The 14,335-nt window shown below is 64.6% G+C and carries 8 protein-coding genes; all 8 read right to left on the bottom strand.

Features of this window, described 5'->3' with window-relative positions:
• Positions 1–118: 118 nt before the first annotated feature.
• On the bottom strand, positions 119–1,606 hold the full coding sequence (locus tag CAF92_RS02660) for an efflux transporter outer membrane subunit (protein WP_085599046.1): 1,488 nt from the start codon (positions 1,604–1,606) through the stop codon (positions 119–121).
• Positions 1,603–4,710 (bottom strand): efflux RND transporter permease subunit, encoded by a 3,108-nt coding sequence (locus CAF92_RS02665; RefSeq protein WP_085599048.1) that lies wholly within the window; start codon positions 4,708–4,710, stop codon positions 1,603–1,605. Before CAF92_RS02665 ends, CAF92_RS02660 begins: the two co-directional genes overlap by 4 nt.
• On the bottom strand, positions 4,707–7,805 hold the full coding sequence (locus tag CAF92_RS02670; protein ID WP_046615426.1) for an MdtB/MuxB family multidrug efflux RND transporter permease subunit: 3,099 nt from the start codon (positions 7,803–7,805) through the stop codon (positions 4,707–4,709). Before CAF92_RS02670 ends, CAF92_RS02665 begins: the two co-directional genes overlap by 4 nt.
• Positions 7,802–9,124 carry an MdtA/MuxA family multidrug efflux RND transporter periplasmic adaptor subunit gene (locus CAF92_RS02675; RefSeq protein WP_046615427.1) on the bottom strand — a complete coding sequence of 441 codons (1,323 nt, stop codon included), beginning with the start codon at positions 9,122–9,124 and terminating at the stop codon, positions 7,802–7,804. The genes CAF92_RS02670 and CAF92_RS02675 overlap by 4 nt, the downstream gene beginning before the upstream one ends.
• Before the next feature lie 348 nt (positions 9,125–9,472).
• Entirely contained in the window at positions 9,473–9,973 is a 501-nt protein-coding gene (gene tpx / locus CAF92_RS02680; protein WP_046615428.1) for a thiol peroxidase, read from the bottom strand.
• Between the two features lie 166 nt (positions 9,974–10,139).
• Complete coding sequence (locus CAF92_RS02685; RefSeq protein WP_046615429.1) at positions 10,140–11,420, bottom strand: serine/threonine transporter; 1,281 nt, start codon at positions 11,418–11,420, stop codon at positions 10,140–10,142.
• Positions 11,421–11,766: 346 nt separating this feature from the next.
• Positions 11,767–12,963 (bottom strand): amino acid aminotransferase, encoded by a 1,197-nt coding sequence (locus tag CAF92_RS02690; RefSeq protein WP_046615430.1) that lies wholly within the window; start codon positions 12,961–12,963, stop codon positions 11,767–11,769.
• A 233-nt stretch (positions 12,964–13,196) separates the two neighbouring features.
• Positions 13,197–14,222 carry an Ldh family oxidoreductase gene (locus tag CAF92_RS02700; RefSeq protein WP_085599050.1) on the bottom strand — a complete coding sequence of 342 codons (1,026 nt, stop codon included), beginning with the start codon at positions 14,220–14,222 and terminating at the stop codon, positions 13,197–13,199.
• Positions 14,223–14,335: the final 113 nt, after the last annotated feature.

Below are 14,335 nucleotides of genomic sequence, written 5' to 3' on the forward strand. Positions count from 1 at the left end.
GTGTCGCGAAAGGGCTGCGAAGCAGCCCCAGCAATATCAGCCATTGTGCCGAGAACCTGGGGCCGCTTTGCGGCCCTTTCGCGACACAAGGCCGCTCCCACAAAGCACTGCCAATATTTCAGTCCTGCTCGGCAAACGCCTGTTCCGCATCCCAACCACCACCCAGCGCGGCAACCAGCTGCACGCTTGCCACCAGGCGCCCCTGCAGCAGGTTCAACACACTGCGCTCGTTGCTCAGCGCCGTGGTCTGCACGTTGATCACATCCAGGTAGCCGATCAGCCCGGCGCGGTACTGGTTCTCGGTCAGGCGCAGCGACTCGCGAGCGGCATCCAGCGCCTCCTGGCGCACCACCGCCTCATCGCCATACACCTTCAACTGCACCAGCAGGTTTTCCACTTCCTTGAAGCCGTCGAGCACGGTCTGGCGGTACTGCGCCACGGTCTGGTCATACACCGCCACCGTGCGGTCCACCTCGGCACTGCGCTTGCCCGCGTCAAACAATGTGAGGGCCAGCTGCGGGCCCACCGACCAGTAGCGGTTGGGCAGTTCGATCCAGTTGCTGAAACTGCTGCTGGAGTAACCGCCACTCATGCTCAAGCTCAGGTCCGGGAAGTACGCCGCCCGCGACACGCCGATGTTGGCGTTGGCAGCCATCACGTTGCGCTCGGCCGCAGCGATGTCCGGGCGTCGCTCAAGCAGCTGCGAAGGCAGGGCCACCGGAATTTGCGGCAGCGCCGGAATGGCCTTGCTGTCGGCCAGGGCGAAGTCCGCCGGTGCCTTGCCCAGCAACACGGCAATGGCATTCTCGAACTGGGCGCGCTGCCAGACCAGGTCGATCAGATCGGCCTGGGTGCTCTTGAGCTGGGTGCGCGCCTGGGCCACCGCATCCGGGCCGGCGACGCCGGCGCGGTACTGGTTCTCGTTCATCCGCAGCGAGCGCTCATAGGCTGCCACGGTGGCTTCCAACAGGCGCTTCTGCTCGTCGATCACCCGAAGCTGCAGGTAGTTCTGCACCAGTTCCGACTGCTGGCTGAGGCGGATCGAGGCCAGGTCGGCCAGGCTGGCTTCGGCACTGGCTTCGTTGGCGTTGAGGGTTTCGCGCAGCTTGCCCCACAGGTCGATTTCCCAGCTGACGCCGAGCTGGGCGTTGTAGGTGTTGCGAATGCCACTGCTGTTGTTGGACAGGCTCGAGCTGGAGCTGCCGGTACCCTGGGCCGAGCGGTTCTTGCTGACACTCAGGTCCAGGCTGGGGAACAGTGCCGCCCGGCTGCTGCGCACCAGCGCCTGGGCCTGGCGGTACTGGGCCTCCGATTGCGCCACGGTCTGGTTGCTGCGGTTGAGCTCTTCTACCAGCGCATTGAGCCCGGCATCGCCGTAGATTTCCCACCAGGCGCCGCGGGCGATGGCATCGGACGGCGTGGCCTGGGTCCAGCCTTCGGCATGCTTGAACTGCGCCGTGCTGCTCAGCTCCGGGCGGTGGTAGTCCGGGCTCAGGGTGCAGGCGCTGAGCAGGGCGACGCACAACCCGGCACCGAGCAGGCGCGAGCCACGCCCACGGGTCAGCGTCTGCAGGGCGCGGTGAAGTGGGGTCTGGGCAAAAGTCATAGCGGGGTTTCCAGGGCGGCGTCGGTGCGCACGCCACGCCAACGGTTGAAACGGTGACGCAGGCGGTCCAGGTACAGGTAGACCACCGGTGTCGTGTAAAGGGTGAGGATCTGGCTGAATACCAGGCCGCCAATGATGGTCAGGCCCAGTGGCTGGCGCATTTCCGCGCCTTCGGCGCGGCTCAGCAGCAGCGGCAACGCACCGAGGATGGCCGCCAGGGTCGTCATCAGGATCGGCCGCAGGCGCAGCAGGCAGGCCCGGCGGATCGACTCTTCCGGTGTCAGGCCCTGGTGGCGCTCCAGCTGCAAGGCCAGGTCGATCATCAGGATGGCGTTCTTCTTCACCACGCCGATCAGCAAGAACAGCCCCAGCAGCGAGATCAGGCTGAACTCGCCGCCGGTGACGTACAACGCCAGCAAGGCACCGACGCCGGCCGAGGGCAGTGTCGAGAGGATGGTCAGCGGGTGAATGTAGCTTTCGTAGAGAATGCCCAGCACCAGATAGACAAGCACCAGCGCGCCAAGGATCATCAGCGGCTGGCCTTCCTGAGTCTTGGCGAAGGCATCGGCGGTACCACCGAGCTTGGCGATCACTTCCTCGGGCAAGCCAAGCTTGGCCACCGCACGCTCAAGCGCCGCCATGGCCTGGTCGGGGCTGTAGCCTTCGGCGACGTCGAAGGCGATGCTTTCGGCGGCGAACTGGCCTTCGTGGCTGACTCGGTCGTTGGCCAGGCTGTTCTCGTAGTGGGCAATGGTCGACAACGGTACACGGGCACCGTCGGCGGTAATCACCTGTACCTGCTCGAGGGTGCTCGGGTCCCAGGCGTACTTCGGGTTGATCTCCAGCACTACCTGGTACTGGTTGAGGCTGTCGTAGATGGTGGAGATCTGCCGCTGGCTGTAGGCGTTGTTCAACACCGTGGTGACCATGTCCATGTCGATGCCCAGGCGCTTGGCCTGGTCGCGGTCGACTACCAGGGTCACCTGCTGGGTACCGGCACCGTCGCGGGCGTCGATGGCAGTCAGCTGCGGCAGTGTGCGCAGCGCCGCCACCACTTTCGGGAACCACTCGCGCAACGCCGTCAGGTCACCGCTCTGCAGGGAGTACAGGTACTGCGAAGAGGTCTGGTCACGGCCCCCTCCGCCCAGTTGCAGGTCCTGGTCGGCCATCAGGAACAGGCGCCCACCGGGTACCTTGGGCATTTCCTTGCGCAGGCGTTCGATCACCTTCTGTGCATCGATCTTGCGCTCGCTGATCGGCTTCAGGCGCACCAGCACAAAGGCGTTGTTGGTGCCGCTGTTGCCGCCGATGAAGCCGGCAACGCTCTGCACCGCCGGGTCGGCCAGCAAGGCGCGGCGGTAGATTTCCATTTTCGGCTGCATCACGCTGAACGACAGGCCGTCGTCGCCACGGATGAAGCCCATCAGCTGGCCGGTGTCCTGCTGCGGCATCAGCGTCTTGGGCACCACCACATAAAGGGCGATGTTGATGCCGATGGTGGCCAGCAGGCTGATCAGCGTCAGGCGCTTGTGGCGCAAGGCCCAGCCCAGGCTGCGGTCATAGGCATCGACCATGCGCTGGTGCAGCTGGTCGCTCCAGCGCTGCAGGCGGGTCTGCTCGGCCTGCTGCGGCTTGAGCCAGCGGGCACACAGCATCGGCGTGAGGGTCAGCGACACCACCAGCGACACGATGATCGCCGCCGCCAGGGTGATGGAGAACTCCTGGAACAGGTTGCGCACGATGCCGCCCATGAACAGGATGGAGACGAACACCGCCACCAGCGACACGTTCATTGACAGCAAGGTGAAACCCACTTCCTTGGCACCTAGGAAGGCCGCTTTCATCGGCGGCTGGCCATCCTCGATGTGCCGCGAGATGTTCTCCAGCACCACGATGGCATCGTCCACCACCAGGCCGGTGGCAAGAATAAGCGCCATCAGCGACAGGTTGTTGAGCGAGAACCCGCACAGGTACATGACCGCGAAGGTGCCCACCAGTGACACCGGCACCGCCAGGCTGGGGATCAGCGACGCCCGCAGGCTGCCGAGGAACAGGTAGACCACCAGGATCACCAGCACCACGGCGATCAGCAGGGTATGCTCGGCCTCCTTGAGGGTGGCCTTGATCACTGGCGAGCGGTCCATGGCCACGTTCAGTTGCACGCTGGCCGGCAACAGCGACTGCAGGGCCGGCAGCTGCGCCTTGATCTGGTCGACCGTTTCGATGATGTTGGCGCCGGTCTGGCGGTTGACCACCAGCAGCACCGCGCTCTGGTCATTGAAGAAGCCGCTGTTGTAGCGGTTCTCGACGCCGTCGGTGATGGTCGCCACGTCGGACAGGCGCAGGATCGTGCCGTTCTGCTGGCGGATAACCACGGGCTCGTAGTCCTTGGCGCTTTCCAGCTGGTCATTGGCACGCACCTGCCAGTTGCGCTCGGCGTCTTCGACAAAGCCCATCGGCCGGCGCTGGTTGGCGTTGGACACCGCAGTGCGCACTTCATCCAGCGCCAGGCCGTACTGGTTGAGCAACTGCGGCTCGACGGCAATGCGCACTGCCGGCAGCGAACTGCCGCCGATCTGCACCTCCCCTACCCCCGGCACCTGGGCAAGGCTCTGCGACAGGATGGTATCTGCCAGGTCGTACAGCTGGCCTTTCTGCAGCACGTCCGAGGTCAGTGACAGCACCATGATCGGTGCCTGTGACGGGTTGATCTTCTTGTAGGTGGGCATGCTGCGCATACCGCTGGGCAGAAGGTTGCGGGTGGCGTTGATCGCCGCCTGCACCTCACGCGCCGCACCGTCGATGTCACGGCCCATCTCGAAGCCGATGATCACCCGTGTGGAGCCCTGGTTGGAGCTGCTGGTCAGGGTGGTCACGCCGGCGATGCTGCCCAGCTTGCGCTCCAGCGGCGTGGCCACGGTGGAGGCCATGACTTCCGGGCTCGCGCCGGACAGGTTGGCCGACACCACGATCACCGGGAAGTCCATCTGTGGCAGCGGCGCCACCGGCAGCAGGCCGAAGCTGACCCCACCCAGCAGCATGATCGCCAGGCTCAACAGCATGGTCGCCACCGGGCGACGGATGAAAGGACCGGACAGGTTCATGCCTCGGCCTGCTTCACGTCAGTGGCCGGGCGCCAGCGGCGGGCCAGGCGGTCGAAATACAGGTAGATGACCGGGGTGGTGAACAACGTCAGCACCTGGCTGACCAGCAACCCGCCCACCATCACCAGGCCCAGCGGCTGGCGCAGCTCGGCGCCTGAACCGGTGGCGAGCATCAGCGGCACGGCGCCGAACAGCGCGGCCAGGGTGGTCATCAGGATCGGCCGGAAGCGCAGCAGCGCCGCCTGGTAGATGGCATCACGCGGGCTCATGCCCTGCTGGCGCTCGGCTTCGAGAGCGAAGTCGATCATCATGATCGCGTTCTTCTTGACGATGCCGATCAGCAGGATGATGCCGATGATGGCGATCATGCCCAGGTCGTTGCCGCTGATGAGCAAGGCCAGCAAGGCGCCGACCGCCGCCGACGGCAGGGTCGAAAGAATGGTCACCGGGTGGATGTAGCTCTCGTACAACACGCCCAGCACGATGTACATGGTCACCACCGCCGCCAGGATCAACAGCAAGGTGCTCGACAGCGATGCCTGGAAGGCCTCCGCCGCGCCCTGGAAGCGGGTCTGCACGCCCAGCGGCATGCCGATGTCCTTCTGCACCTGCTCGATCACCTGCACCGCCTCGCCCAGCGAAGCGCCGTGGGCCAGGTTGAACGACAGGGTCACCGCCGGGAACTGGCCGATGTGGGAAATGGCCAGCTGGGCCTGGCGCTGCTCGATGCGCGCCAGCGCCGACAGGCGCACCTGGCCGCCATCGGTGGCCTTGACGTGGATCGACTCCAGCGCCTGCGGGCCGATCACCGCCGCATCCTGCGATTGCAGCACCACGCGGTATTGACTGGCCTGGGTGTAGATGGTCGAGATCTGGCGCTGGCCGAAGGCGTCGTACAGGGCGTTGGTGATCTGCGACACGCTGATGCCCAGGCGGCTGGCCATGTCGCGGTCGATCACCAGGTACACCTGCAGGCCCTTGTCCTGCAGGTCGCTGGCCACGTCGGCCAGTTCCGGGCGCTGCTGCAGCGCCTGCACCAGCTTGCCGCTCCATTGCGCCAGCAGGTCGGCGTCCGGCGACGACAGGCTGAACTGGTACTGGGTACGGCTGACCCGGTCTTCGATGCTCAGGTCCTGCACCGGCTGCATGAACAGGCGAATACCCACCAACCGGTCGACTTGCGGCTGCAGGCGGTTGATCACCTCGGTGGCCGTGACATCACGCTCGCCATGGGGCTTGAGGTTGATCAGCAGACGGCCGCTGTTGAGCGTGGCGTTGTCGCCATCGACACCGATGTAGGACGACAGGCTCTGCACTGCAGGGTCCTGCAGGATCACCTTGCTCAGGGCTTGCTGGCGTTCGCTCATGGCGGCGAACGAGGTGGACTGCGGCGCTTCGGAAATGCCCTGGATCACCCCGGTGTCCTGCACCGGGAAGAAGCCCTTGGGCACCACCATGTACAGGAATACGGTGAGCGCCAGGCTGGCCACGGCAACCAGCAGCGTCAGCGGCTGGCGCTTGAGTACCCACTGCAGGGCGCTGCCGTAGTGCCTGATCAGCCAGTCGATCCAGGCGCCACTGGCGCGGTAGAAACGGCCCTGCTCCTCTTCCTTGGGCTCGCGCTTGAGCAGGCGCGCGCACATCATCGGCGTGAGGGTCAGCGATACCACCAGGGAAATCAGGATGGCCACCGCCAGGGTGATGGCGAACTCGCGGAACAGGCGGCCGACCACATCGGCCATGAACAGCAGCGGGATCAGTACCGCGATCAGCGAGAAGGTCAGCGAGATCAGGGTGAAGCCGATTTGCCGGGCGCCCTTGAGCGCCGCCTGCATGGGCGTCTCGCCCTCCTCGATGTGCCGGGAGATGTTCTCCAGCATGACGATGGCGTCGTCGACCACGAAACCGGTGGCGATGGTCAGGGCCATCAGCGTCAGGTTGTTGACCGAGAAGCCGGCCAGGTACATCACGCCGAAGGTGCCAATCAGCGACAACGGCACGGCGATCGACGGAATGAGGGTGGCGCTGAAACGGCGCAGGAAGACGAACGTGACCATCACCACCAGGGCGATGGCGATCAGCAGTTCGTGCTGCACGTCCTTGACCGCGGCGCGGATGGTCTGAGTACGGTCAGTGAGTACCGAAACATCAAGGCCGGCCGGCAGGTTGTCGGTGATCGACGGCAGCAGGGCCTTGATGCGGTCGACCACTTCGATGACGTTGGCGCCCGGCTGGCGCTGGATGTTCAGCAGCACGGCGTGGTTTTCGTTGGCCCAGGCGGCCAGGCGCTCGTTTTCCGCGCCGTCGACGATTTCGGCCACGTCCTTCAGGCGCAGCGGTGCACCGTTGTTGTAGGCCAGGATCAGGTTGGCGTATTCCTCAGGGGAACGCAGCTGGTCGTTGGCATCGAGCATCGACACCCGGGTCGGGCCGTCGAAGTTGCCCTTGGGCTGGTTGACGTTGGAGGCGCCGATCAGCGTGCGTACGTCCTCCAGGTTCAGCCCGTTGGCGGCCAGGGCGTCGACGTTGACCTTGATCCGCACCGCCTGGCGCTGGCCGCCGGCGATGCTGACCATGCCCACACCGCTGATCTGCGCGAGCTTCTGGGCGACGCGGGTGTCGACCAGGTCGTTGAGCTTGGGCAGCGGCATGGTCTTGCTGGAGATGGCCAGGGTCAGCACCGGTGTGTCAGCCGGGTTGACCTTGTTGTACACCGGTGGCGCCGGCAGGTCGCTGGGCAACAGGTTGCTGGCGGCGTTGATCGCGGCCTGCACCTGCTGCTCGGCAACGTCCATGTTCATGTCGAGGTTGAAGCGCAAGGTCAGCACCGAGGCGCCGCCGGAGCTGGTCGAGGCCATCTGCTGCAGGCCCGGCATCTGGCCGAACTGGCGTTCAAGCGGTGCGGTAACGGCGCTGGTCATGACCTGTGGGCTGGCACCGGGGTACAGGGTCATGACCCGGATGGTCGGGTAATCCACCTGCGGCAAGGCGGAAACCGGCAGCAGCTTGTAGGCGATCAGGCCGGCCAGGACGATAGCCAGCATGCTCAGCGTGGTGGCAACCGGCCTCAGGATGAACAGACGCGAGAGGTTCATGCGCCCGCCTTGCCTGCTGCGCTACCAGGCTGTGCTTCAGCGGGTTGCACGCCACCAGTGCTTGCCGAACCCTTGGCTTCCTGGCCTTGCAGGTGCTGGCCCGGGGTGGTCGGCACCTGCGAGCTGTCTTCGACCACTTCCACCTTGGTGCCTTCGCGCAGGCGGTCGGTGCCCTCCAGCACCAGGCGGTCGCCGGCCTTCAGGCCCTCGAGGATGACGCTGTTCTCGCCGTCGCTGGCCCCTACCTTGAGCTTGCGCACATTCACCTTGCTCTCGTCGTTGACCACATAGGCGAAGGTGCCGTCGTTGCCGAACTGGATGGCCGCCGACGGGGCCATGGTCACCTGCTTGAGGGTATCGGCCAGCAGGCGCACGTTGACGAACTGGTTGGGGAACAGGGCCAGGTCCTTGTTCTCGAAGCGGCCCTTGAACTTGAGTGTGCCGGTAGTGGTGTCGATCTGGTTGTCGATGCTGCCCAGCACGCCGGTGGACTGCAGCTTGCTGTCACTGCGGTCCCAGGCTTCGACCGGCAGGCTGGCGCCGCTGCGGTAGCGTTCCAGCACGGTGCTCAACTCGGTTTCCGGCAGGGTGAAGGCAACGCTGATCGGCTCGGTCTGGGTGATCACCACCAGCGCGGTGGTGTCGTTGGCCGCCACCAGGTTGCCCAGGTCGAGCTGGCGCAGGCCCACGCGGCCGTTGATCGGCGCGCGGATCTGGGTGAAATCGAGGTTCAGGCGGGCGTCGTTGACCTGCGCCTGGTTGGTCTTCACCAGCCCCTGGAACTGCGCCACCTGCGCTTCGGCGGTGTCGAGGGTTTGCTTGGCGATGCTGTCTTCGGCGTACAGGCCTTTATAGCGGGCCAGGTCGACCTGGGCGTTCTTCAGCTGCGCCTGGTTCTGCGCCAGGGTGCCTTCGGCCTGTTGCAGGGCGATGCGATACGGGCGCGGGTCGATCTCGGCGAGCAGGTCGCCGGCCTTGACCTGCTGGCCTTCCTTGAAGTGGATCTTGACCAGCTCGCCAGCCACACGGCTGCGCACGTTGACGGTGTTGGTCGCAGTGACGGTGCCCAGGGCCTTGTAGTACAACGGGAAGTCGCCGACCCGTACCGGCTCGACGCGTACCGGCACCGGGTCGCTGGAGCCGCCGAAGCCTGGGCGCCCGCCCATCATGCCCGTGCCCTTGCCACCGCGCCCGCCACCGGCTTCTTTAGGCGCAGGCGCTGCTGCGGGCCACAGCCACCAGGCCAGTGCAGCCACCAGCAGCAGGATCAGCAGGCCTACGAGCCAGCGACGAGGGGAACGGGAATTGGACGCTTGCATGGGTTGAACGAACCTTGTTCGGAATGACGACTTGGGGAGGATGAACGATAAGCACTGGCATCGTTTTAGCAAAGCGCCTTTACCAGAGGTTTACCTTTGCCTGACGTTGCCAAGGGTTTGAACTTTAAATGAAAACGGCCCGGAACGCGTTCCGGGCCGTTTTCAGGGTGTTGCTTGGAGCGGTGGCGGGCTGAAAGGTTTCGGTTGCCTGTGCCGGCCTCTTCGCGGGCTTGCCCGCTCCCACAGGTACAGCACAGGTTTCAAAGGCTGTGACATCCCTGTGTGAGCGGGCAAGCCCGCGAAGGGGCCGGTACAGGCGATAGACGCCCGCCCTGCCCCACACAACGCTTACTTCAGCACAGCCAGCGCTGCATCGTAGTTCGGCTCGTCAGCGATTTCGCCAACCAGCTCGCTGTGCAGCACCTTGTCGTTTTCGTCCAGCACCACCACGGCACGGGCAGCCAGGCCGGCCAGCGGGCCATCGGCAATGGCCACGCCGTAGTTTTCGAGGAACTCGCGGCCACGCAGGGTCGACAGGTTCTTCACGTTGTCCAGGCCTTCGGCGCCGCAGAAGCGTGCCTGGGCGAACGGCAGGTCGGCGGAGATGCACAGCACCACGGTGTTGGCCACATCGTTGGCCTGGGCATTGAACTTGCGCACGGAGGTAGCACAGGTCGGGGTATCGACGCTCGGGAAGATGTTCAGCACCTTGCGCTTGCCGGCGTAGTCTTTCAGCGACTTGTCAGCCAGGCCTTCACCTACCAGGGAGAAAGCCGGAGCCTGGGCGCCGGTTTTCGGCAGTTCGCCTTTGACCTGAACCGGGTTGCCTTTGAGAGTCACTTGAGCCATGACGAAATCCTTATGCGGGGTTTGAAAAGGACACTGAGTTAAGCATGAAGGCGGCCGGGTGCCTATGGGGGCAGGTGAAATTGTTCTATTGCCGGACAATTCTTGTGGACAAAAAAATGCCCGGGTGGCAACAAGCGACCCGGGCATTACTGTTGCAGATGGCGTATCAGCCCAGCAGGCCGTATACCACCGAAGTCAGCGCAACCAGGCCGACTACTACCACGAACACGTTGGAGGCAGCACCGCTGTATTTGCGCATCGATGGCACGCGGCGAATGGCGTACATCGGCATCAGGAACAGCAGCACCGCGAGGATCGGGCCACCGAGCGACTCGATCATGCCGAGGATGCTCGGGTTGAGCGTGGCGACGATCCAGCACACCACCAGCATCAGCGCGGCGACCACGCGGTCCAGGGTCTTGGCCCCCGGGCGTGCGCCGGCCTTGGTGATGATGCCCTTCAGGCCTTCGCTGGCGCCGATGTAGTGGCCGAGGAACGACTTGGCGATGGCCACGAAGGCGATCAGCGGCGCAGCGAACGCGATGGTCGGGTTGCTGAAGTGGTTGGCCAGGTACGACAGGATCGACAGGTTCTGCGCCTTGGCCTCGGCCAGCTGGGCGCTGCTCAGGGTGAGCACGCAGCTGAACACGAAGAACAGCACCATCACCACCATCAGCAGGTGGGCACGGCGCAGGATCTGGCCGCTACGCTCATCGGCATGCTCGCCGTAGCGGCGCTTCTGGTCGACGGCAAAGGCGGAGATGATCGGCGAGTGGTTGAACGAGAACACCATCACCGGAATCGCCAGCCACAGGGTGTGCAGGAAGGCCGAGGCCGGTGGTACCTGGGTGGCGCTGTCGAGGATGCCACCGGTCCAGTGCGGGACCAGGTACAGGCCCAGCAATGCCAGGGCGACGATGAACGGGTAGACCAGCAGGCTCATGACCTTGACCGTGGCCTGCTCCCCACAGCGCACGATGGCCAGCAGGCCAAGGATCAGCACGAACGACAGGATGGCGCGTGGCGGCGGCTGCATGTGCAACTGGTGCTCCATGAAGCTGGACACGGTGTTGGTCAGCGCCACGCTATAGATAAGCAGGATCGGGAAGATCGCGAAGAAGTACAGCACGGTGATCGAGGCGCCGGCGGTAATGCCGAAATGTTCCTTGACCACCTCGGTGATATCGCCGTCATTGCGCCCGGAAAGGACGAAACGGGTCAGCCCGCGGTGAGCAAAATAGGTCATCGGGAAGGCCAGTATGGCCAGGATCAGCAACGGCCAGAAGCCGCCAAGGCCGGCGTTGATCGGCAGGAACAGGGTTCCGGCGCCGATCGCTGTGCCGAACAGGCCCAGCATCCAGGTGGTGTCGTGACGCGACCAACTGCCGAGGGTGGCGGGGGTCGATTCTGCAAAGCGTTGTTCAACGCTTGGGGCCTGCTCATTCATTCCGGGTGAAGCTCCACTCGCAAGACTGCAACAGGCTGAGAATGGCGAAATAGACGTTTCGCCCAACTCAACCGAAAAAGGGAGCGCGATTGTGCACGGAAAGGTTGCACTTGCGAAGCCCTTTTCCGAGGAGCGGTTGCACTTGTCTTTACAAGCGGGTTATGCCGGTGGGCTGCAGGAGGAATTTGACAGGTGTAGGAGCGGCCTTGTGTCGCGAAAGGGGTGCGCAGCGCCCCCAACGTTTGCAGCTTCGCCGCGAATATTGCCGGGGCCGCTTTGCGGCCCTTTCGCGACACAAGGCCGCTCCTACAGAGGCCGCACCCCACTGAAGCGGCCCCGTGCGGTGTTACTTCTGGACGGCGGCGAAAGCTTCGGCAACCCGTTGCAGGTTGGCCGGGCGCAGGCCGGACATGCATACGCGGCCGCTGTCGATCAGGTACACGCCGAACTCGTCACGCAGGCGGCGCACCTGCTCGACGCTGAAGCCGGTGTAGCTGAACATGCCGCGCTGGCGCAGGAAGAACTGGAAGTCCTGGCCTGGCAGCAGCACGGCCAGGGCGTCGACCAGCGCCTGGCGCATGTCGAGGATACGCTTGCGCATCACTTCGACTTCCTCGGCCCATTGGGCATTGAGGGCGGCATCGCTGAGTACGCCAGCGACCAGCTGGGCGCCGAAGTTGGGCGGGCTGGAGTAGTTGCGACGCACAGTAGCCTTGAGCTGGCCGAGCACGCTCTGGGTAGTGGCTTCATCGTCGCAGACCACCGACAGGCCGCCAACACGCTCGCCGTACAGCGAGAAGATCTTCGAGAACGAGTTGCTGACCAGGCACGGCACGCCGGCGCGGGCCATTTCGCGGATGGCGTAGGCGTCTTCCACCAGGCCTTCGGCGAAGCCCTGGTACGCGATGTCGAGGAACGGGATCAGCTGGCGTGCCTTGACTACTTCAACCACCTGTTGCCACTGGTGCTGTTCCAGGTCGGCGCCGGTGGGGTTGTGGCAGCAAGGGTGCAGCAGCACCACACTGTTGGCCGGCAGGTTCTGCAGGGTGGCCAGCATGCCGTCGAAGTCCACGCCACGGGTGGCCTGGTCGAAGTACGGGTAGGTGTGCACCTTGAAGCCGGCGCCTTCGAAGATGGCGCGGTGGTTGTCCCAGGTCGGGTTGCTGACCCAGACTTCGGACTGCGGGAAGTAGCGCTTGAGGAAGTCGGCACCGACCTTGAGGGCGCCGGAACCGCCCACGGTCTGCACGGTGGCAACGCGCCCGCCGGTAACAGCCGGGTGATCGGCACCGAACAGCAGCGCCTGGATCGCCTGGCGGTAACTGGCCAGGCCTTCCATCGGCAGGTACAGCGAAGCTTCGTGGTCCTGGCCGGCGATGCGTTTTTCCACCGCATCCACAGCCGCCAGTTGCGGCACCACGCCGGCCTCATCGTAGTACAGGCCGATACTCAGGTTGACCTTGTCGGCGCGCGGGTCGGCCTTGAAGGTTTCCATCAACGAGAGGATCGGGTCGCCGGCATAGGCATCGACATGTTTGAACACAGCGTGCAGCTCCTTGGATCAGGACAGTTCGAAAAGGCAGCCCTGAGCATACCCGGAGTGCGGGCTCAGGAACATCAACTATTGTGCAAGGTTGTCTATGCAACATTGCATGGCTGGGGATTGGTGCAGGCAGTGAGGGCCTCATCGCCGGCAAGCCAGCTCCCACCGGTACTACACAGGCCTTGAGGGTTGTGGTGTACTGCGGGAGCTGGCTTGCCGGCGATAGGGCCGGGTCAGCCAAGCAGCTCTTTCAGGCCTTGCAGCTCCTGCTCGGTCACCGCCACCCCCTCCTCCTCGGCCACCTCGCGCTCGCGGTAACGCCGCTCGCCGGGCATGCGCGTCAGCCCCACCGCCTGCATCTGCTCGACCAGTTCGCGGCTGCGCTGGGCAAACCGCTCGCCCTCGGCCTTGCTCGGGTCGATGACGATGATCAGCTGCCCGGTCCACGGCGTCTTCGCCCCGGGGTGCCCCGACCAGTCGAACTCCCAGGAGAAATGCCCGCCGGTCAGCGCCGCCGCCAGCAACTCCACCATCATCGACAAGGCCGAGCCCTTGTGCCCGCCAAATGGCAGCAAGGCGCCGCCTTCCAGAATCGCCTTGGGGTCGGTTGTCGGCTCGCCATTGGCGTCCACCCCCATGCCCTCCGGCAATTGCTGCCCAGCGCGCGCGGCAATCTGCACGTCGCCATGGGCCATGGCGCTGGTGGCCATGTCGAAGACGATCGGGTCATGTTCCGCGCAGGGTGCGGCAAAGGCGATGGGGTTGGTGCCGAACAGCGGCTTGCGGGCGCCGTGTGGCACCACGCAGGTCATGCTGTTGACCACGCTCAGGGCTACCAGGCCTTCGTCGGCGAATGGCTCCACATCCGGCCAAAGCGCAGCGAAGTGGTGCGAGTTGTGGATCGCCAGCACGGCGATGCCAGCGTTGCGTGCCTTGGCCACCAGAAGTTCACGGGCTGCGGCCAGCGCCGGCTGGGCGAAGCCGCCTGCGGCATCGACACGAACATGACCGGGCGCCACGTCGCTGACCTTCGGCGTGGCCTGGCCATCGACCCAGCCGCTGGCCAATGTCGAAACATAGCCAGGCATGCGAAACACCCCATGGCTATGGGCGCCATCGCGCTGGGCGCTGGCGCAGTTGTGGGCCAGCACCCGGGCCACGCTTTCGCTGCAGCCATGGCGCTGGAAGATGCTCTGCAACAGGGCCTGCAGCTCGGTAAAAGGCACACGCACGACTGTGCTGGTGGAAGGTGCGGACATCTGAAGCTCCTTGTTGGAATTGGAATGGCTACAGCGTTGCAACGACAAAAACTTTCCTGCATGTGACAGCTATCTGTCAAATGTTGACTTGATGACAGAAAACAGCCATTTTC

It is taken from the genome of Pseudomonas sp. B10(2017), assembly GCF_002113295.1.
GTDB lineage: Bacteria > Pseudomonadota > Gammaproteobacteria > Pseudomonadales > Pseudomonadaceae > Aquipseudomonas > Aquipseudomonas pudica.